Consider the following 20008-nt stretch of genomic DNA (forward strand, 5'->3'; position numbering starts at 1 on the left):
GACAACGGACGCGATGAGAATTTCTTGATCGACAGGCGACGCGAAGTTATCCGCCGCGCACAATCGATCGTGCCGTGCTACTGTCGATAGCAGTTGCAGTTGTGGTTCCCAAAAACTTGTGAGCATCCACCCTGTTCTTGCAGGGTGGAGTTCTTTTGTATCCGGTCATTTCCGGCGGGGTAATCATCACGGCGACACGGAGTCGGCACTGTGCGGACTCCGAGCACCGTCCCAAAGGAGAATTGACATGGCTACTGGCACCGTGAAGTGGTTCAACGCTGAAAAGGGCTTCGGCTTCATCGAGCAGGACGGCGGCGGCGCGGACGTCTTCGCCCACTACTCGAACATCGCCGCGCAGGGCTTCCGTGAGCTCCAGGAAGGCCAGAAGGTGTCCTTCGACATCGCGCAGGGCCAGAAGGGCCCGACGGCGGAGAACATCGTTCCCGCCTGACACCCGCATGCACGGCGCAGCTGGGGCCCGCACCTTGGGGTGCGGGCCCCAGCTCGCCGCGTTTTCGGCGCAGACGCCCCGGCGGTCCGCGGTGGGTTCGACCCGCGACCGCGCTTCCGGGAGTTCAGGATCGGATCAGGGTCCACGGCGGCCCGCCCGCCCGGGTCCACGGCCCTCGGTACGGGAAGCTCCCCCGATACGGGAAGCTCCACCCGCCGCTCGGGAAGCGAACGCTTCGGAGCGGCGCCCGCGCCCGGACCTTTCGGCCCTTTTCCTGACCTCTGCCGCCGATCTCGCACCCGGGCCACACCTGGTCCACCTGGTCCGCTCCTCGTCTGCTCCTGGTCTACGTCGGTCTGTTCCCGTTCCCGGCTCGCTCCGGGTCTGCGTAGGGGCCACGTAAGGACGACGTATGGTCCGCGTAAGGTCACGTCCGGTCCGCTCCTGTGTTCTGTCGCACGTCGTCCGATGCCTCCAGGTCGCTTCCCGTTCGTTTCTCTTCGCTTCCCTTCGCTTTCCTTCATTCCCATCCATTCCGCTTCACCCTCTTCACCATCTTCATTCATCTTTTTCCGGGATCGCGCCGCCCGTTCGGCAGCACATCCCGTGAGAGTTCTCACCGATCCGATTCGGTGCTGAATTTAATTCGGCTCGTTCTCGCGATTCTCTGCGCTGCTCATTCGCTGCGGGAATTCCTTGATACGCGCCCGATCAAGGAAGGTTCCGCATGAACCGCACGCGCACCAACGATCGCTACTCCCGCACCCGCACAGAGGGCGCCGGCTCCAAGAGGAGTGGCGGCAGCCGATTCGGAGCGCCGTCCTCGGGCCGTTCCGGCGCCCCCAGCCGGTCGAAGGGCTACGGACGCCAACAGTCCTCTCCGCAGGGAGAGTTCGCGGTGCCGGTGACGATCACGCCCGCTCTGCCGCCCGTGGAGGCGTTCGCCGACCTCGCCCTGCCGGAGCAGTTGCTCGCGGCGCTCGGCCACGAGGGCGTCAGCGTCCCGTTCCCGATCCAGGGCGCGACCCTGCCGAACTCCCTCGCGGGCCGTGACGTACTCGGCCGCGGCCGCACCGGCTCGGGCAAGACCCTGGCCTTCGGCCTCGCGCTGCTGGCCCGTACCGCCGGTCAGCGCGCCGAGCCCAGGCAGCCGCTGGCCCTGGTCCTCGTGCCCACCCGGGAGCTGGCCCAGCAGGTCACCGACGCGCTCACCCCGTACGCCCGTTCCCTGCGCCTGCGGATGGCCACCGTCGTCGGCGGGATGTCGATCGGCCGCCAGGCCGGCGCCCTGCGCGGCGGGGCCGAGGTCGTCGTCGCGACGCCGGGCAGGCTCAAGGACCTCATCGAGCGAGGCGACTGCCGACTGAACCAGGTCGCCATCACCGTCCTGGACGAGGCCGACCAGATGGCCGACATGGGCTTCATGCCGCAGGTCACGGCGCTGCTCGACCAGGTGCGTCCGGAAGGGCAGCGGATGCTCTTCTCCGCCACCCTGGACCGCAACGTCGATCTCCTGGTCCGCCGCTACCTCTCCGACCCGGTGGTCCATTCCGTCGACCCGTCCGCGGGCGCTGTCACGACGATGGAGCACCACGTCCTCCACGTGCAGGCCTCGGACAAGAGCCGGACGACCACCGAGATCGCGGCGCGCGAAGGCCGGGTGATCATGTTCCTGGACACCAAGCACGCGGTGGACCGGCTGACCGATCACCTGCTGAGCAGCGGCGTCCGCGCCGCGGCCCTGCACGGCGGCAAGTCCCAGCCGCAGCGCACGCGGACCCTGGCCCAGTTCAAGACGGGGCACGTGACGGTCCTGGTGGCGACCAATGTCGCGGCACGCGGCATCCATGTCGACCAGCTGGACCTCGTGGTCAACGTCGATCCCCCGACCGACCCCAAGGACTACCTGCACCGCGGCGGCCGTACGGCCCGTGCCGGCGAGTCCGGCAGCGTGGTGACCCTGGTGATGCCCAACCAGCGTCGCGAGATGAGCCGGTTGATGGTCGCCGCCGGCATCACCCCGCAGACCAGCCAAGTGCGTTCAGGGGAAGCGGAGTTGACTCGCATCACCGGCGCCCAGGCGCCTTCGGGCGTGCCGGTCGTCATCCGCGCGCCGGTGACGGAGCGTCCCCGCCGCAGCGCCTCGGGCTCCTCCCGGGGCCGGCGTGGCCGTCCCGGCCAGGGCCGCTCCGCCGGCACGACGACGCATCGCCCGGCCCAGCAGTAGTAGTCCAGGCTGACGCACGACGCCTGACCGCTGACGCGCGACGGCCGACGTCAGGGGCCTGGCGTCAGGCGCCCGACAGCCGAGACCCGACGCCTGTCAGCAGACGGCTGAGCCGACATCCGTTGGCTGAGACCTGAGACCTGAGACCTGACGGCTGACGGCTGACGGCTCAGGACCGCAACACGCTGGTCGCCGGTGACTTGATCACCGGCGACCGGTCACCGGTCGCTGGTCGCCAGTCGCCGCTTGCCGGTCGCGGTGACATGTTGCCGGTCGCGGTGACATGTTGCTGGTTGCCGGTCGCTTGTTGCCGGTCGCAGGTCACGGTCACCATTCGCCGTGGCGGTTGCCGGTCGCAGGTCACGGTCACCGTTCGCCGTGGCGGTTGCCGGTCGCAGGTCGAAGGTCACCGTCAACCCCTTGTTGTTACCCGGTCGAAGGTCGCCGTTAGCTGGTTGCCGTTGGCCGGTCGCAGGTCGCCGTTAACCGGTTAACGGCAACCGACTGCTGGCCGCCGTTCACCAGTCGCCCGTCAGCATCTGCTGGTGACCAGCCGTCGTTCACTGGCCACCAGCGGATACTGACGCCAGTCACTCTTCACCGTTCGCCACGCTCACCCCCGCACTCACCCCGCAGGAGGCCTCCTTTGGCGCTCGTTCAGATGCAGCCGCATTCCGCCGGACCCGCCCTGGCCGTCGTGGCCGACCTGAGGCACTCCTCCGGGCTGCGGGTGCGGGGCGACATGACCGTCGAGGTGGCGCTGTCCGTCATGGCGGGCGCCCGCGTCGGGTTCCTCCTCGTCTGCGACGCGGACGACCAGTGCACGGGCTCGGTCACCGAGGCCCAGCTCCTGGTCGTCCGCGACGGCTCCGCGTACACGGATCGGGTCCGCGTACGTGACGTCCTCGACCCCCGCCGCACCCCGGGCGCTCTCGCCCTCTTCAACTGAGCGTCCCGCCGTCCCCGGCCGGTCCGCTCGGCCCGGCTCGCCGCTCGGGCCCCTTTTTCCCGCTATCTGTGAGGCATCATGCGCTGTGTCATCGCCCGCTTCCCGTTCGATCTCACCAAGAGTGGTGTGCTGGAGTCGATGAAGGGGATCAAGCCCGAGCCGATCACGGGTGAGTCCGTGATCATCGGCCGCTGCCACTACCCCGTCAAGCAGGTGGGCGAGGTCATCACCCGCCAGGACCGCCGCGACTTCACGGGCGGCGAAGTGACCCGGGCCATGGCCCGTCTCGGCTTCACCTGCCGTACCCCTGAGGTGGCCACGCCCCCGCCCGTCCTCAGCCCGCTCCAGAACGCCTCGGCTCTGCTCGGCAGCCCCGACCCGCTCGAGCTCTGAGGAGCTCCGCCGATAACAGCACAGCCATGAGGGCCCCGCCGACACGGTCGGCGGGGCCCTCATCGCGTTTCACTGGTCGGAGTAGCTGAAGTCGCCCACGGTCCAGGCGCCGACGTCCTCGATCGCGACGCGGTACATCCCGCCGGTGTCGGGAATCCCGACGCTGCCCTGAAGGATGCGGGCGAGATGGAAGTGCAGATGGGTCGGCTCCCCGGCGCGCTCACTCCGGGCCGCCCTCCGGTCGGGGGCGAAGATGTCGGAGAACGGGCCGAGACGGTCCGAGTCCTTCAGGACCTCCGACACCCGCTCCCGCCACACGGCCTCCGGGGCCAGCCGACCGGTGATGACGGCACCGCCGACGACCACGGTCAACGACATCTGCGTGCTGTGCCCGGACTCCACCATGGCGGAGATGTCAACGAGGAGCTCGTCAGGGTTCGACATGGAAGTCCATTCTATTCAGCGGTCCCGCCGGTCGCCGGGTTGGTCGCTGCGTGCCGCAGAATATCTGGGCCCCTAGCACCTCAAAATCTGTCTTTGTCACGGTAGACATCGGGCGGTGGCGTGACTAGGGTTTCTTGTACAGACCTCGTCGGGCCGCGGGAGTTCGCTTCCGGTCCGGCCAGTGAGGGACTCAGCGGAAGAACGGAGGAGGAAGACGCCATCAGGATCGCCCGGCCGAGAGCATCCCGGTCCGGGTACCGCAAGAACCCGGAATGGACGGTGGTTCCCGGTCACGCCCACACGATCCCCGCTCACCCGCCCCTCGCTCGGGCCCGGTAGCGGAAACAGACGGTCGGCTCCGCAGTAGAGCCGGCAGATGGTGTTCAATTTCCTTCGGGGCCCTGGTGCCGTACGGCAGCGGGGCCCCTCGACGCGTGCCACAACGAGGTGAAATGACAGCGGACACTCCACTCAGTGGTCGTCTCGACGACGACGACTACCCCGCGTACACGATGGGCAGGGCCGCCGAGATGCTCGGCACCACAGCGGGCTTCCTCCGAGCCATCGGTGAGGCACGCCTGATCACTCCGCTCCGCTCGGAGGGCGGCCACCGCCGCTACTCCCGCTATCAGCTGAGGATCGCCGCCCGCGCGCGGGAACTCGTCGACCGGGGAACCCCGATCGAGGCCGCTTGTCGCATCGTCATCCTTGAGGACCAGCTCGAAGAAGCTCAGCGCATCAACGCCGAGTACCGGCGCGCCGCGCAGACGGCACCGGAGGGATCCAGCGCCGGCTGACCGCGTCCGCGGGCGGGCCGACCCACGCGCCCGCGCTGAATCCACACCCCGGTCGACCCCCCCGATCGATACCCACGGGTCGAGTGCGTCCGCGACCGGGAACAGGATCGCGTTGACACCCGGGGTCGCCCGGCGTTGACTGACAGCCCGGTGTGCGACCCATGCCTCTCGGGTGACCGTGGCGGCCGTGATCACCGCAGTGACGCCCCTTCCGGAACGCCCGATCCGACCGTCACCACCCGATCGTCACGACACGACCGTCACGACACGACGTCACACCAGATCGGCACGACACGATCGTTGCGACATGATCGTCGCCACCCGATCTCTCTACGCGCCCCGCCGGTACGACGTACAGGAAGTGGCCCACGATGATGTACGACCAGACACGCGCCCAGCAGCCCCCGGACAGGCAACCCGGTTCCGCCGGGCGTCGCACGCCCGGCCCGGAGCCACTGCTCGGGGCGGACGAGCGGGCCGAACTCACCCAGCGGCTCCACCACGCCCTCAACACCTTCGCGCACAGCCCGCGTGAGGCGCTGGAGGAGGCCGAGACCGCGTTCGACGAGGCCGCGGCCCACCTCATGAGCGCGCTCACGGAACGGCGGCGCACCCTCCACGAGGGCTGGCACGGCCAGGACCCCGAGACCCAGTCCGACGAACTCCGGCACGCGCTGCGGCAGTACCGCGAGATCACCCAACGGCTGCTCCGCATGTGAGCCCGCGCCGCCACGCCCCGAGCCGGAACCCGGCCGACGCCGGAGGCGCCGTCGTCCCAGGTCCTGCCGTCGTCCCAGGTCCTGCCGTCGACCCAGGTCTTACGGAGCGGTGACGTGGTGGGCGTGGTGATGCCGACGGACGGGGTGGCCGTTCTAGCGTTCGTGTCATGCGTGTACTGGTTACCGGCGGGGCCGGGTTCATCGGAGGTCGGGTCGTCGCGGCGCTGCGCGCGCGGGGCCACGAGGCGACTGTGTTCGACCTTCGGGACGGACACGACGTGCGGGACGCCGAGGCCGTCGCCGAAGCGCTGAACGGCATGGACGCGGTGTGCCATCAGGCCGCGATGGTGGGCCTCGGCGTCGGGTTCGGCGACGCGGTCGAATACGTGTCGCGCAACGACCTCGGTACGGCCGTCCTGCTCGCCGGGATGGCGGACGCGGGGGTACGGCGGCTCGTGCTCGCCGGGTCGATGGTCGTGTACGGGGAGGGGCGGTACGCGTGCGAGTGGCACGGGGTGGTGCGGCCGGGGCCGCGGGCCGTCGCCGATCTGGACGCGGGGCACTTCGAGCCGCGGTGCCCGCGCTGCGGTGAGGAACTGACGCCGGGTCTGGTGGGCGAGGACGCGCCCGTAGACCCGCGCAATGTGTACGCGACGACCAAGCTGGCCCAGGAGCATCTCGCGGCGGCCTGGGCGCGCTCGACGGACGGCGTGGCGGTGTCGCTGCGCTATCACAACGTCTACGGCCCCGGGATGCCCCGCGACACCCCGTACGCGGGCGTCGCCTCCTTCTTCCGGTCCGCGCTCGCCCGCGGTGAGGCCCCGCGGGTCTTCGAGGACGGCGGACAGCGGCGGGACTTCGTCCACGTGGGAGATGTGGCCGCCGCCAACGTGGCCGCCCTGGAGGCGAGTTCGCGGGACGGCGCCCTCACTGTCTACAACACCGGCAGCGGTGAGCCCCGTACGGTCGGAGAGATGGCGCGGGCCCTGGCGGACGCCTACGGCGGGCCCGAGCCGGTCGTCACCGGGGAGTACCGGCTCGGGGACGTACGGCACATCACCGCGGACTCGGCCCGGCTGCGCGCCGAGCTGGGGTGGAAGGCGGAGATCGGATTCACCGAGGGAATGCGGGAGTTCGCGACGGCGCCACTGCGCGGGGACTAGGACTTCCGGGAGCGGGACTTCCGGGAGCGGGACTTCCGGGAGTAGGACTTCCGGGAGCGGGACTTCCGGGAGTAGGACTTCCGGGAGCGGGACTTCCGGGAGCGAATCCCCTGCCAGGCCCCTTGGTGGCGGACGCCCCGGCCGGAATCTCAGGGAACGAACGCCCCGGCCGAAAGACCGGGGCGTCCTTCACGCCCCGGCCATCGGGAGGGTGACCTCGAAGCGGCAGCCGCCGGGGACGTTGTGGACGGCGGCCATGCCCCGGTGGGCCTCGACGATGCCGCGGACGATGGCGAGGCCGAGGCCCGCGCCGGCGGGTGGTGTACGGGCGTGGGTGCCGCGCCAGCCGGTGTCGAAGACGCGCGGGAGGTCCTCCTCGGGAATGCCTCCGCAGCCGTCGGTGACGGACAGGACGACGCCCACGTCCGAGCGTTCGGCGGCGACCGCGACCGTGCCGTCGGCGGGCGTACGGCGGATCGCGTTGACGAGGAGATTGCCGAGCACGCGGCTCATCTCCTTGCCGTCCACCTCGACCGGCACCTGCTCGATGCGGTTCCCGACCAGACGCACGCCGTGCTCGCGGGCCAGCGGATCCGCTCCCGCGAGGGCGTCACCGACGAGGTCGTACACCGAGATGCGGGAGGGGGACAGGGCGAGGGCGCCCGCGTGGATCCGGGAGAGTTCGAAGAGGTCGCCGACCATGTCGTTGAGGCGTTCGACCTCCGTACGGATCTGGCGCAGATAGCGGTTCGGGTCCGCCGCCACACCGTCCTCCAGCGCCTCGGACATCGCGCGCAGCCCGGCGAGCGGGGTGCGCAGGTCGTGCGAGATCCAGGCGACGAGCTCGCGGCGCGAGGTCTCCAGGGCGCGTTCGCGGTCGCGGGACTCGGCCAGCTTGCGGCTGGTGGCAGCCAACTCGCGGCTGAGGGCGGAGAGTTCGGCGGTCGCCGGGCCCTCGGGGGCCGCGAAGTCGCCGCCGTCGCCGAAGGAGCGGGCGGCGAGGGTCAGCGCCCGACTGCGGGCCACGACCCAGCGGCCCAGCAGGAGCGCGGTGGCCAGGGAGACGACGGCCGCCATGGCGACGACCGTCGTGACCACGCTCAGGTCGTGCGGGGAGAGGAACATCGCCCAGGCCACCGCCAGCGTTCCCGCGAGCATCGCGCAGACGGCCACGGCGGCGACGACCGCGACGGACGCGGTGAGCGAGCGGCTCCTGAGCAGCCGGAGCGCGCCCGCCCCGAGCAGGCCGGCCGCTGCGGCACCCAGGAAGGCGAACAGGGCCATGACGAGTATGTCGTTCACGAGCGGGCCTCTTCCTCGGGTGCTTCCTCAGGTGCTTCCTCGGGCGTGGGGTGGGTCCGTCCGGCGTCGGCGGGCCGGGCCGCCGCTTCCGTGTCGTCGAAGCGGTAGCCCACGCCCCACACCGTCTGGATCAGGCGGGGGCGTGCGGGATCGTCCTCGACCTTGCCACGCAGCCGGCGTACGTGGACGGTGACCGTCGACAGGTCGCCGAAGTCCCAGCCCCACACCTCGCGCATCAGGTCCTCGCGGGCGTACGCCCGGCCGGGGTGCCGGAGGAAGAAAGCCAGGAGGTCGAACTCGCGCAGGGTGAGGGCGAGTTCGGTGCCGTTCTTGGTGACCCGCCGGGCCGACGGGTCGATGGTGAGACCGGCGGCGCGCAGCGGGCGCGCGGTGGCCACCGGACGGGTCCTGCGCAGGACGGACTCGACCCGCAGGACCAGTTCCCGCGGGCTGAACGGCTTGGTGACGTAGTCGTCGGCCCCGACCTCCAGGCCGAGGATCCGGTCGTCCTCGTCGCCGCGTGCGGTGAGCATGATGACCGGCACGGGCCCCTGGGCGCGCAGTCGGCGGCACACCTCCAGGCCGTCCATGCCCGGCAGCATCAGGTCGAGCACCACCAGGTCGGGCCGGTGCGCGGCGGCCCGGGCGAGCGCGGCGGGGCCGTCCGCGGCGCGGTCCACGAGGTACCCGGCGCGGTCGAGGTACCCGGAGACGACCTCGGCCACGGTCGGGTCGTCGTCCACGACCAGGACCCGGGTGGTCGCCGTGCAAGGGGGCTCGGCGGTCTCTCCGAGAGGACTCGCGGCGGGCCCCGGGTGGGCGTTCGGAGCAATCCCCTGGCGGGTGTTCGGGGCAGTCCCCGCGCGGGTGTTCGGAGCAATCCCCTGATGAGTATTCGGAGCAGTCCCCGGGTGAGTATTCGGAGCAGTCCCCGGGTGAGGGCTCGCGACCGGTCCCGGCCCCCCGTTCACGCTCGGGGCAGGTCCGGCACCTGGGGATTCGTGCGGTTGATGCATGAATCCAGCGTCCCACCCGGTCCGGTCCGGTGTGGCTCGTCGAGACCGACGTCCGAGTTTCGTAAGGACATGAAGTCCGGTATATCCCTTTCGCGTTCGTAAGGTGAAACCCGTGACGACCTTTCCCGTACCGGACCCGGACGTCGACCTGGTCCTTCCCTGTCTGAACGAGGCCGGCGCCCTGCCCTGGGTGCTCTCCCGGATCCCGCCCGGCTGGCGCGCGCTGGTCGTGGACAACGGTTCCACCGACGGTTCCGCGGAACTGGCCCGCGCGCTCGGCGCCACCGTCGTACGCGAGGAGCGCCGCGGGTTCGGCGCCGCCTGCCACGCCGGGCTCACCGCCGCCACCGCGGACATCGTCTGCTTCTGCGACTGCGACGGTTCCCTCGACCCGGCCCTGCTCCTGCCGTTCGTCGCCGAGGTCCGGGCCGGCGAGGCCGACCTCGTGCTCGGCCGGCGCCGCCCGCAGGAGCGCGGCGCCTGGCCCGCGCACGCCCGTGCGGGCAACATCGCGCTGGCTCGGATGCTCCGGCGCCGCACCGGCCTGCGGCTGCACGACCTCGGTCCGCTGCGCGCGGCCCGCCGCGAGGCGCTGCTCGGACTCGGGCTCACCGACCGGCGCAGCGGCTATCCGCTCCAGATGGTCGTCCGCGCCGCCGATGCCGGCTGGCGCGTCGCCGAGCACGACGTGCCGTATCTGGCCCGCACCGGTGTCTCCAAGGTCACCGGCACGTGGCGCGGCACCTGGCAGGCGGTACGGGACATGCGCCGCGTACTGGCCGAACCCCCCACGCCCGTCCGGATTCCCGCCCTGACCCCGTCCCCCGGCGGGGCCCACTCCCCAGCCGAAGCACAGACGGCGGCCCAGCCCGGAGCCCGGACCCAGACGGCGCCCCGGACCGGAGCCCAGGCCGGAGTTCAGGCCGGAGTTCAGGCCGGAGCCCAGGCCGGAGCCCAGGCCGGAGTTCAGGTCCCGGCACCGGCACCGGCACCGACGTCGGCCCTCGCGCCGTCCCGAGGAGGAACCGTCCAGTGAGCGTCACCCTGCTCGTCATCGCCAAGGAACCGCGTCCTGGACGGGTGAAGACCCGGCTCACACCGCCGTTCACTCCCCGGGAAGCGGCGACGCTCGCCGAGGCGGCCCTCGTGGACACCCTGCGCGCGGTGGCGGCGACGCCCGCGCGGCGCCGGGTCCTCGTGCTCGAAGGGACGCCCGGCCCCTGGCTTCCGGCCGGCTTCGACGTCGTACGACAGTGCGCCGGCACTCTGGACGAGCGGCTGGCCGCGGCGTTCGCGGGCTGCGACGGGCCCGCGCTGCTCATCGGCATGGACACGCCCCAGGTGACGCCCGCCCTGCTCACGGTGGACTTCGCGGACTGCGACGCGTACTTCGGGCCGGCCGAGGACGGCGGCTTCTGGGCACTGGGCCTCGCCGAACCCGACCCGGAGCTCCTGCGGGGGGTACCGATGTCGACGCACACGACGGGTGCCGCGCAGCGGGAACGTCTCGTCGGGGCCGGGCTGCGAGTACGGGATCTGCCCCGCCTGCGGGACGTCGACACGGCCGCGGACGCGACGGCGGTCGCGACGGCCGCGCCCGAAGGGGTCTTCGCGGCGGAGCTGGCCCGGCTCGGCGCGGTGGCCGCACCGGTCGCCGGACAAGGTCCCCGACCGTCCGTGGGCGGCACGACCGGGCCTGTCCCGGAGCCGATCCCCGGACAGACCTCGGGAGCAACGGCCGACCAGGCCTCGGGATTCATCGCCGGACTCAAGGCCGTGCAAGCCGCCGGAATCCCGGCCGGAATCGGCACCGGCGGGGACACCGGCCCGGTCGCCGGGCGGCGGGGTGCCGCACGATGAGCGGCGCACGCGGGACGACCTCGCGGGGTGTGAGCGCGGCACGGAGCGCCGTGCCCGTCGCGGAGACCGGGAGCGGGACCGGAAGAGGAGCCCTGGCCGGGCGGGCCGCGCGGTCCTGGGCCGCCGATCCCTATGCCGACGCGCTGGGCGCCGGTCGGGGGCCGCTGTTCCTGCGGCGGACGGACGGCTGGCTGCTCCCCCTGGAGGTGGAACGCTGGTGCGCCCGCGCCGACGCGGTGGACCTGCAGGTACTGGCGTACTGCGAGGGCGCCGTGCTCGACGTGGGGTGCGGGCCGGGCCGACTGGTCGCGGAACTCGCGGCGCGGGGACGCCCCGCACTCGGCATCGACGTCAGCGAGGCCGCCGTCGCCCGCACGGTACGACTCGGCGGGCAGGCGCTGCACCGGTCCGTCTTCGAGCCGCTGCCCGGCGAGGGCCGCTGGGGCACCGCCCTGCTCGTCGACGGCAACATCGGCATCGGCGGCGACCCGGCCGCCCTCCTGCGTCGCACGGCCGAGCTTCTCGCCCCCGGTGGCCTGCTGATCGCCGAGACCGTGGCGGGCGCGGACGTCGACGAACGCGTCGACGTCCGCATCGTCCGCGCCGCGCACACCGACGACGACACCGCGGACGACAGTGCGTCCGAGACCGGGGGCGAGGGCGGGAGCGACGACGAGGGCGGTGACCAGGGCGCGTCGGGCCACCGGGGCGCCTTCCCGTGGGCCCGGCTCGGCACCCCGGCCCTGCTCCGGCACGCGGCGCGAGGGGGATGGCACGCCGACGCTCAGTGGTCGGCGGGCGGACGTTCCTTCGTGGCCCTGCGCAACGGGCCGCGGCGGGACGCCCGGAGGGACCGCAGGACGAGCAGCAGCGCGGAACCCGCGAACAGCACCGCCGTGATCAGCAGCCAGTGGGCCAGGAAGTCGTCGGCCGGCAGGGCGGTCGCCGACCGGTAGCGGTCGGCGACCTGCCCGCTGATCAGCGGGAACCACACCAGCAGCAGCAGACCGGAGAGGGCCGCCGGAACACGGACGTACATCGTCCGGTCCCGGTGGCCGGTCGCGTCCAGCGCCTCCGAGACAGCCCGGTCCGCACAGGCGTACAACGGCACCAGCACCAGGTCGTGCAGCACCGCAGCGCCCACGAACCAGAGTGCCACCCGGGACCAGTCTGCCGCGAGCAGCCGCACCCCCGCGTAGGCGGCGAGCGCGAACGAGCAGGCCAGCAGGAGGATTTGGAAGGGGCTGCCGATCAGGTCCCGGCCGATGCGCGGGCGCGGGCGCGTCGCCGGGCGCAGCGCCTGAAGCCGTCGTCGCAGCCCAAGTCGCCGCGGGTCAAGGCGCCGCAGCTCAAGTCGCCGCAGGTCAAAACGTCGCATCACAGGTCTCCGAACGTCATCCGGGCCACCCATTTGGTGTTCAGCACACCGGGCGCGGCCGGAACGATGACCCGCGCCGGGTAGCCGTGATCGGGGGTCAGGGCCTCGCCGTTCACGAACAGCGCGAGCAGGGAACGCGGATCACGCACCTGGTTGTCCCGCAGGGCGGCCACCCGGAACGCCCCGTGCCGCTGCAAGGACTCCACGAGTACGTCGGGGGCCGCGTCCCTCTCGTAGCCGACGAGCCCCGCCAGGTCCCGGAGCCGCACGCCCCGCCACCACTGGTCCGATGTCGACCAGCCCTCGACGCAGGCGATGGGCAACGCGGCGCTGAACAGGGGGAGTGCCTGGAGTTCGGTGCGGCTCAGCCGGACCGTCCGGCCCTTCCCCGTGACGACCAGGCGCCAGGCCTCTTCGCTGGTCTCCGTGGCGGTGATGCCGCGTGACGCGGCCGTCTTGTTGATCTGGAAGCCGCCTGGTCCGGAGCCCGGTTCCGCGCCGCCGTGCGGGGCCAGCAGCGCCGTGGCGCGCAGCGGCCCGTCGAAGCCGTGGCCCGCCGAGGTGGCGACCAGGAGCACGGACCCGCCTCCGACGAATCCGAGGGCCCCGCGCCGCGAGACCGTGGGAGGCAGCGGGTCCGGGGACACCAACTCGTCCTCTGGCCGCGCCGGTTCACCCGCCCCGGGCAGGCCGCTCGCCCGATCCGCCGATGCGCCCGCCGGCCCCGGCCCCGGACGAGGACTGAGACCGGGACCGGGACCGCGGATGTGACGCAGGTTGCGGAGAGCCGTCGGCACCCGCAGTACCGCGTGCGTCACGAACGCCGCGATGAACACCCAGGCTCCGTAGAAGTGCAGCGTGTAGAAGGAGCCGGGGAAGACGTAGTCGAGCTGGATGTTCAGCACGCCGGTGGTGAACTCGAAGAGCGCGCCCCCGACCAGCAGCAGCAGCGAGAGCCGCTCCAGGGCGTGGGCGAGCGAGCGGGCCGGCGGCAGCGCGAACAGTTTCGGTACGACCGACCACAGTTTCGCCAGCAGGACGGGGATCAGCGCGATGCCGAGCGTGACGTGGACGCCCTGGGTGAGGCGGTACAGCCAGACCGGACCGGTCGGCCAGGAGAAGAGGTAGAACCCGAGGATCCCCTTGTCGGGGGTCTTGTCGTTCACCGGCGAGAGGTTCGGGTTGTAGGCCGCGTACGACAGGAGCCCGGTCACGAACAGCACCGTGATCCCGACGAGCAGCACCACGCCGAGCACGGAGGTGAACCAGGGACCGCGCAGCGGGCTGCGCCAGAACGCGGGTGACGAGGGAGACCGTGGCATGCCCCGACCGTAGGCCGGGGGCACCCCCCGAACGGGTTCTCAAACCATGACGAAACTCTGACGTCCACCTCTGTGGCCCCGTTGGTCGGAGCCTCCCGGCCTAGCGTGCAGGGGTGAACCGCGATCTCCCGCGCGATCTGCCTCGCGACCGCCCCGACGACCCTTCCCGGGCTCTCCCCCCGGCTCCTCCCCTGCCACTTCCCCGGGGCCTGTCACAGATCCTGTCCCGGGCTTGGGACCGGGCCCTGTCCCGGGCCCGGCTCCCCGACCTCTCCCGCGCGCTGCTGAGCGACCGGCCCCGGGCCGTCGTCCGTGACCTGGCCGCCGCCGTGGCCGCCGCGCTGCTCGTCCTGACGGCGGTGGTCGTCGGCTATGTCATCGAGCACCGCGACGGCACGCTGTTCGTCAGCGCCGCGCCGCTGTACGGGCGCTGGGGGCCGCATGCCGGCCCCGGCACCGCAGCCGCGATCGCCGTGGCCGTCGCGGTCGTGGCGTACGGACCTCTCCTCGCCGCCCGACTGCCCTGGCGGTGGCTGCTCCTCGCCGTGTGGGGCACGACGACGGTGTGGACGTTCTCCCTCGCACTGATCGACGGCTGGGAGCGGGGCGTGGCCCGGCGCCTCACCACACGGTACGAATATCTCCAGGTCATCTCGCCGGTCGACCGCTTCCACGACATCCCGGCCGCCCTGCGGGACTTCACCCACCACATCCTGCTGCACTCCCCCGACCACTGGCCCGCGCACATCGCCGGACATCCGCCCGCGGCCACCCTCACCTTCGTCCTCCTCGACCGGATCGGGCTGGGCGGCGGAGCCTGGGCGGGCGTCTGGTGCATCACGGTCGGCGCGACGGCCGGGGTGGCGGTGCTCGTCACCGTGCGCGTCCTGGCCGGGGAGGCTCTCGCGCGGCGCGCCGCGCCCTTCCTCGCCCTCGCCCCCGCGGCCGTGTGGATGGGCACCTCGGCGGACGGCTACTTCGCGGCCGTCGCCGCCTGGGCCCTCGCCCTGCTCGCCCTCGCGGTCACGGGACACCGGCCGCGGACGACCGGCCTCGCCTCCGGTCTCCTCCTCGGCCTCACCGCGTATCTCTCGTACGGGCTGACCCTGATCTGCGTGATCGCCTGTGCCGTCCTACTGCTCGGGCACCGCTCCAGGCTCCGCCCGGTCCCGTACGCCCTGGCCGGACTCAGCGTCGTACCAATGGTGTTCACCCTGCTCGGCTTCAACTGGTTCGAGGCGTACCGCCTGTTGGTAGTCCGCTACTACGAAGGGGCGGGTGGCATCCGGCCGTACGGCTACTGGATCTGGGCGAATCTCGCCTGCACGGTGCTGATCGCGGGACCGGCGACCGTGGCGGGTCTGCGCAGGGCGGGGGCGGCGGTCGTACGGATCGGAGCGGCGCCGCTACAGCTCCGGACCGCACCCGCACCCGCACCGGAGGACCGGCCTCCCGCACCCGGGCCACCGACCCCGGCCCCGGAGGAATCCCCGCGGCTCGCCGTCCTCGTCATCGGGGCGCTGCTCGCCCTCCTCGTCGCCGATCTCTCCGGCATGAGCAAGGCGGAGACCGAACGCATCTGGCTGCCGTTCGTGATGTGGATGCTCCCGGCGGGGGCGTTCCTCCCCCGGCCCCGCGCCTGGCTCATCGCCCAGGCCGCCCTGGCCCTTCTCCTCAACCACCTTCTGCTGACGGGCTGGTGATCGTCCGGGCCGGCTCCGGATGCTCCGGGACCGGCCCGAGGGCGGATCGTCAGGCCACATCGACGAAGTCGCCCGTGGCCGTGGCCGTGCCCGCCGTGGACGCGCCGCCGAAGATGCCGCTGCCCACCCGAACGGGTGAGGCGGGCCCCGGACCGGGCGGCAACCGGTGTCCGCCCGAACGGGCGAGGAGGAGCTGGAACCGACGAAGACCGGTGTCCACCCGGACGGGTGAGAAGGGCCGCGGGCCCGTGAGGGCCGAGGCTCACCCGGACGGGTCACCCGCCGCGCGCCGCCGGTCACCCGCACGGAGGCTGGCCCCATCGCTTACGACCCATGAAGCAGGGAGGGGGTCCGATGAGCTCGATGGACATGCCCGCGGACGCGCCACGGGCGCGGCACCGCGGACTGCAAGGGCAACATCGTGATGCACCTGACCGCCCTGCGGGCGCTCGGCGACGACATCCCGGTCGGCCTGAAGTTCGTCGCCGAGGGGTCGGAGGAACAGGGCACGGGCGGTCTGGAGAGTTACGTGTCCCAGCACACGGAGCAGTTCCTCGCCGACGCGGTCCTGGTGTGCGACACCGGCAACGCGGAGGTCGGCACGGGCACCGCCACCGTCACCCTGCGCGGCCTCGTCAACGTCGTCGTCACCGTCGAAACGCTCGCCGGAGAGGTGCACTCGGGCATGTTCGGCGGCCCCGCCCCGGATGCGCTCGCCGCGCTGATCCAGATGCTCGCCACCCTGCGCGACCCGGCCACCGGCGCGACCCGTATCAACGACCTTGACTGTGAAGGCGGTTGGGAGGGGGTCGGCTACGACGAGGCGCAGTTCCGCGCGGACGCCGGAGTGCTGGACGGAGTCCGTCTCACCGGCACCGGCACGGTCGCCGACCGGCTGTGGGCCCGCCCCGCCGTCACCGTCCTCGGCATCGACTGCCCTCCGGTGGTCGGCTCCGCCGCCGCGGTACCGCCCACCGCACGGGCCCGGGTGAGCCTGCGCGTCCCGCCCGGCACGAACCCGGTGGCGGCCCGCGCGGCCCTCACCCGGCACCTCACCGAGGCCGCGCCCTGGGGATCCCGGGTCAGCGTCGAGGACGAGAGCACCGGCGCCCCCTTCCGGGCGGCCACCGACGGCCCCGCCTACACCGCGCTCGGCCGCGCCATGAACGAGGTCTACGGCAAACCCATGGCCTTCCTCGGCCAGGGCGGCTCCATCCCGCTGTGCAACGTCCTCGCCGAGACCTATCCCCGCGCCGAGATCATCCTCATGGGTGTGGAGGAACCCCGCTGCCTCATCCACGCGCCCAACGAGAGCGTCGACCCCTCCGAGATCGAGCACATGGCGCAGGTCGAGGCGCTCTTCCTGCGCGCCTACGCGGCGGCGGGGGGCCGCGGCCGCTGATCCCGGCACGACCCCTCCCCACGGGATCGCGGCCGTCGCCGTACGGCCGGGATCCCGCCCTTCCGTCCTGCGCGCGACTCCCTCAACCGCCTTGCGCGGAAGCCTTTTTGATCGCCTCGCGGATACGGAAGTACGTGCCGCAGCGGCACACGTTCTCGATGCGGTCGATGTCCGCGTCCGTGGGGTCCGACGTCCTCTCGAGCAGGGCCGCGGCGGCCATGATCTGGCCCGGCTGGCAGAAGCCGCACTGGGAGACGTCGCAGTCGAGCCAGGCCTGCTGGACGGGGTGCAGGGTGTCGCCGTCGGCGAGGCCCTCGATGGTGGTGACCTCGCGGTTCACGCAGTCCGCGACCGGGACGACACAGGGCTGGATCTCCGCCCCGTCCAGATGGCTGGTGCAGGCCCGGCAGACACCGACACCGCAGCCGTACTTGGGCCCGGTCACGTCCAGCAGATCGCGCAGCACCCACAGCAGGGGCATGTCCGCCGGTGCCTCCACGGTGACCTGCTTGCCGTTGAGGACGAAGGAGTAGGACGGCATCAGCACTCTCTCCGGAGCGGCATCGGTACCTGCACCTCTAACGGGTCTCGGAAGGGGATCGGACAGATTCTCGGAAGGGGTCGGAAGGGGTCGGAACGAGATCTCGGAAGTTGTCAGAAGTTGATCGGGAAGCGGCGGGGGCGGATCCCCGTCGCACGGGCGTAGGCGTTGGCCACCGCGCCGGCCGCCGCCGGGACACCGAGTTCACCGGCCCCTCCGGGGTCTCCTCCGGAGGGCATGATGTGCGCCTCGAAGTGCAGCGGGGCGTGCCGCTGACGGGCCCAGCGGAAGTCGGCGAAGCTGCCCTCGCGGACGGCGCCCGCGTCGAGGTGCAGGCCGGCCGTGAGCACCGTGGAGATTCCGTCGATCGCGGTGCCCATGAGCTGGGCCTCGAGTCCGCGCGGGTTGACGGCCGTTCCGACGTCGGCGGCCATCACGACCTTGGTGACCCGCGGATTCTTCGGGTCGACGGCGTCGATCTCGACCAGGCAGGCCACGCAGGAGCCGTACTCCTCGTGCACGGCCACGCCCTGCGCGTGCCCGTCCGGCATGGTCCGGCCCCAGTGTCCGGCCTCCGCCGCCCGGTCGAGCACGGCCCTGACCGCCTTGCCGCGCAGTGTGGTCCGCCGGAACGCCACCGGGTCCCGGCCGAGGCTCCGGGCGATGTCGTCGACGACGATCTCCTCCGCGGTGCGCACGGTCCCGGAGTCCACGGAACGCCAGGCGCCCAGCGGCATGGCGAGGCCCACCGATCCCGAATCGCCGGACACGCGGCCGAAGTTGTAGAGCCCGCTGTCGCTGGGCAGCGGTCCGCCGGCCCGGGCGCCCGTGGTGGTGACACCGCCCTGCGCGGTGACGCCCGGCTTCTCGTACGACTCGCTCACCGACGCCGTCATGTGGGTGAACGCCACCACCCGGCCGCCCGTGTGGCTGGCCCGGATGCGATGGTGGCTGGCCGGGCGCATCCGGCCGTGCCGCATGTCGTCGTTACGGCTCCACATCAGCTTCACCGGACGGCGGGCCGCCTTGGAGACGAGGGCCGCCTCGACGGCGGCGTCGTAGGTGAGCCGGCGCCCGAACGACCCTCCGCCGCGCAGGACATGGACCCGGACCTTCGAGGCGGGCAGCCCGGTCACCGAGGCGATCGTGGCGCGCGCGTCCATCGGCGTCTGGGAGGAGAACCAGATCTCGGCACTGTGCGCCCGTACGTCCGCGACCGCGGTCAGCACCTCCATCGGGGCGTGCCCGACGAACGCGAACTCGAACTCGCCGCCCACCTGCAGGGTGCCGAGCAGCGGAGTGCCGAGCGGCGGGACCGCGGCCCGCAGCCGGGCTCGTACCGCCGCGTCGGACAGGGCCGCGAGCGGGCCCGGCGACCAGGTGATCCGCAGGGCGTCCCGGGCCTTGAAGGCGTGGTGGAAGGTGTCCGCCACGACCGCGACCCCTCCCTCGATCCTGACGACGGCGTGGACGCCGGGCAGCGCGCGGGCCACCCGGTCGTCGAGCGAGCGGACCTTCCCGCCGAGCGTCGGCGGCCGGGCCACCACGGTCGGCTTCGCCCCGGCCACCGCCAGGTCGCCGGTGTACTTCGCCCTGCCGGTGACGATGTCCCGCGCGTCGATGCGGGAGGTCGGCCGCCCGATCACCCGGTGCCGGGAGGCCGGCTTGGGGTCGGTGGACACGGCGGGCCGGTGGATCCGGGCGGCTGCCGCGGTCAGCGATCCGAACGTGGCGGTACGGCCGTCGGGCGCGACGACCATGGTGTCCCGCGTGCGCAGCGTCTTGGGGGGCAGGTGCCAGCGCCGGGAGGCGGCGGTCACCAGCTTGGCGCGCGCGGTGGCGGCCAGCGCGCGGGCGGGCCCGTACAGCGAACCGACCGAGTTCGAGCCGCCGGTGAACTGGTTGCCGCTCCTCCGGGCCTCGGCGAGCGGGATCTCGACGTCGGCGAGCCGGGCGTCCAGCTCCTCGGCGATCATCATGGCGACCGCGGTGGTGATGCCCTGGCCGACCTCAACCCTCGGCAGCCGGACGACGACCTTGTTGGCCGCGGTGACCTCCAGGACCAGCATCTCGTCGTCGGTGCCGGTCACCAGCACGTCGGAGGGTCCCGCGGCGGGCTCGGCACCCTCCGCGGGGGAGGCGTCGCAGCCGAGCGGCGCGGCGACGGTCAAGGTGGACGCCGCCAGCGTGGTGACGATGAATCTGCGGCGGGACAGCTGACGGGCCAACGAAGGCTCCTCTCCGAGCCACCCGGGGGCTTACGACTGATAGGAGGGGCGGACCGGCCGTGCGGTTCCCGCTGAACGGATGCGGCGTCTGCGGCGTCCCCGTACCGACCGGA

General features: G+C 72.3%; 16 protein-coding genes and 2 pseudogenes. 12 read left to right on the forward strand and 6 right to left on the reverse strand.

What is annotated here, in order from left to right; translation table 11 throughout:
• Positions 1–247: 247 nt before the first annotated feature.
• The 4 genes from ACFYR3_RS04135 (at position 248) to ACFYR3_RS04150 (ending at position 4020) form a co-directional block, all read left to right on the forward strand.
• A complete protein-coding gene (locus tag ACFYR3_RS04135) occupies positions 248–451 on the forward strand; it encodes a cold-shock protein (RefSeq protein WP_030224351.1) in 204 nt (67 codons plus the stop codon).
• A gap of 727 nt (positions 452–1178) precedes the next feature.
• Entirely contained in the window at positions 1179–2678 is a 1500-nt protein-coding gene (locus ACFYR3_RS04140; protein ID WP_355846557.1) for a DEAD/DEAH box helicase, read from the forward strand.
• 646 nt (positions 2679–3324) lie between these two features.
• Positions 3325–3627, forward strand: a complete 303-nt coding sequence (locus tag ACFYR3_RS04145; RefSeq protein ID WP_389281392.1) for a hypothetical protein — start codon at positions 3325–3327, stop codon at positions 3625–3627.
• 78 nt (positions 3628–3705) lie between these two features.
• The gene (locus ACFYR3_RS04150; RefSeq protein ID WP_355846563.1) at positions 3706–4020 is read left to right on the forward strand and encodes an SCO5918 family protein; all 315 of its coding nucleotides are present in this window, start codon (positions 3706–3708) and stop codon (positions 4018–4020) included.
• A 69-nt stretch (positions 4021–4089) separates the two neighbouring features.
• Here ACFYR3_RS04150 and ACFYR3_RS04155 read toward each other — a convergent pair whose 3' ends face one another.
• Complete coding sequence (locus tag ACFYR3_RS04155) at positions 4090–4464, reverse strand: hypothetical protein (protein WP_355846566.1); 375 nt, start codon at positions 4462–4464, stop codon at positions 4090–4092.
• Between the two features lie 452 nt (positions 4465–4916).
• Between ACFYR3_RS04155 and ACFYR3_RS04160 the strand changes: the two genes are divergently transcribed.
• The 3 genes from ACFYR3_RS04160 to ACFYR3_RS04170 all read left to right on the forward strand — a co-directional run bounded on the left by ACFYR3_RS04160 (position 4917) and on the right by ACFYR3_RS04170 (position 7143).
• Complete coding sequence (locus ACFYR3_RS04160; protein ID WP_355846568.1) at positions 4917–5261, forward strand: MerR family transcriptional regulator; 345 nt, start codon at positions 4917–4919, stop codon at positions 5259–5261.
• Positions 5262–5635: 374 nt separating this feature from the next.
• Positions 5636–5980 carry a hypothetical protein gene (locus ACFYR3_RS04165; RefSeq protein ID WP_355846804.1) on the forward strand — a complete coding sequence of 115 codons (345 nt, stop codon included), beginning with the start codon at positions 5636–5638 and terminating at the stop codon, positions 5978–5980.
• Positions 5981–6147: 167 nt separating this feature from the next.
• Positions 6148–7143 (forward strand): NAD-dependent epimerase/dehydratase family protein, encoded by a 996-nt coding sequence (locus ACFYR3_RS04170; RefSeq protein ID WP_389281395.1) that lies wholly within the window; start codon positions 6148–6150, stop codon positions 7141–7143.
• A gap of 189 nt (positions 7144–7332) precedes the next feature.
• Here ACFYR3_RS04170 and ACFYR3_RS04175 read toward each other — a convergent pair whose 3' ends face one another.
• The gene (locus ACFYR3_RS04175) at positions 7333–8427 is read right to left on the reverse strand and encodes a sensor histidine kinase (protein ID WP_389281602.1); all 1095 of its coding nucleotides are present in this window, start codon (positions 8425–8427) and stop codon (positions 7333–7335) included.
• A 14-nt stretch (positions 8428–8441) separates the two neighbouring features.
• Positions 8442–9188: a response regulator gene (locus ACFYR3_RS04180; RefSeq protein ID WP_389281397.1), complete on the reverse strand. Its 747-nt coding sequence runs from the start codon at positions 9186–9188 to the stop codon at positions 8442–8444.
• A 376-nt stretch (positions 9189–9564) separates the two neighbouring features.
• Between ACFYR3_RS04180 and ACFYR3_RS04185 the strand changes: the two are divergent.
• From ACFYR3_RS04185 to ACFYR3_RS04195, 3 genes and pseudogenes are all read left to right on the forward strand, one after another.
• Positions 9565–10296 (forward strand): annotated as a pseudogene (locus ACFYR3_RS04185) (glycosyltransferase family 2 protein); the annotation flags it as partial.
• Between the two features lie 197 nt (positions 10297–10493).
• Positions 10494–11102: pseudogene (locus ACFYR3_RS04190) on the forward strand (DUF2064 domain-containing protein); the annotation flags it as partial.
• A gap of 215 nt (positions 11103–11317) precedes the next feature.
• A complete protein-coding gene (locus ACFYR3_RS04195; RefSeq protein WP_355846576.1) occupies positions 11318–12277 on the forward strand; it encodes a methyltransferase domain-containing protein in 960 nt (319 codons plus the stop codon).
• A 421-nt stretch (positions 12278–12698) separates the two neighbouring features.
• On the opposite strand, the gene ACFYR3_RS04200 is transcribed toward ACFYR3_RS04195, so the two are convergent.
• A complete protein-coding gene (locus tag ACFYR3_RS04200; RefSeq protein ID WP_389281399.1) occupies positions 12699–14021 on the reverse strand; it encodes a molybdopterin-dependent oxidoreductase in 1323 nt (440 codons plus the stop codon).
• A gap of 281 nt (positions 14022–14302) precedes the next feature.
• Between ACFYR3_RS04200 and ACFYR3_RS04205 the strand changes: the two genes are divergently transcribed.
• Complete coding sequence (locus ACFYR3_RS04205) at positions 14303–15724, forward strand: hypothetical protein (RefSeq protein WP_389281604.1); 1422 nt, start codon at positions 14303–14305, stop codon at positions 15722–15724.
• 424 nt (positions 15725–16148) lie between these two features.
• Entirely contained in the window at positions 16149–17126 is a 978-nt protein-coding gene (locus ACFYR3_RS04210) for a M20/M25/M40 family metallo-hydrolase (RefSeq protein WP_389281606.1), read from the forward strand.
• A gap of 82 nt (positions 17127–17208) precedes the next feature.
• Here the strand turns inward: ACFYR3_RS04210 and ACFYR3_RS04215 are convergent, their stop codons facing one another.
• Together ACFYR3_RS04215 and ACFYR3_RS04220 are read right to left on the reverse strand one after the other, a co-directional pair.
• Complete coding sequence (locus ACFYR3_RS04215; RefSeq protein ID WP_355846582.1) at positions 17209–17667, reverse strand: (2Fe-2S)-binding protein; 459 nt, start codon at positions 17665–17667, stop codon at positions 17209–17211.
• Between the two features lie 113 nt (positions 17668–17780).
• Positions 17781–19865 (reverse strand): molybdopterin cofactor-binding domain-containing protein, encoded by a 2085-nt coding sequence (locus ACFYR3_RS04220; protein WP_389281608.1) that lies wholly within the window; start codon positions 19863–19865, stop codon positions 17781–17783.
• Positions 19866–20008 lie beyond the last annotated feature (143 nt).

Source organism: Streptomyces sp. NPDC005784 (assembly GCF_042871525.1).
GTDB lineage: Bacteria > Actinomycetota > Actinomycetes > Streptomycetales > Streptomycetaceae > Streptomyces.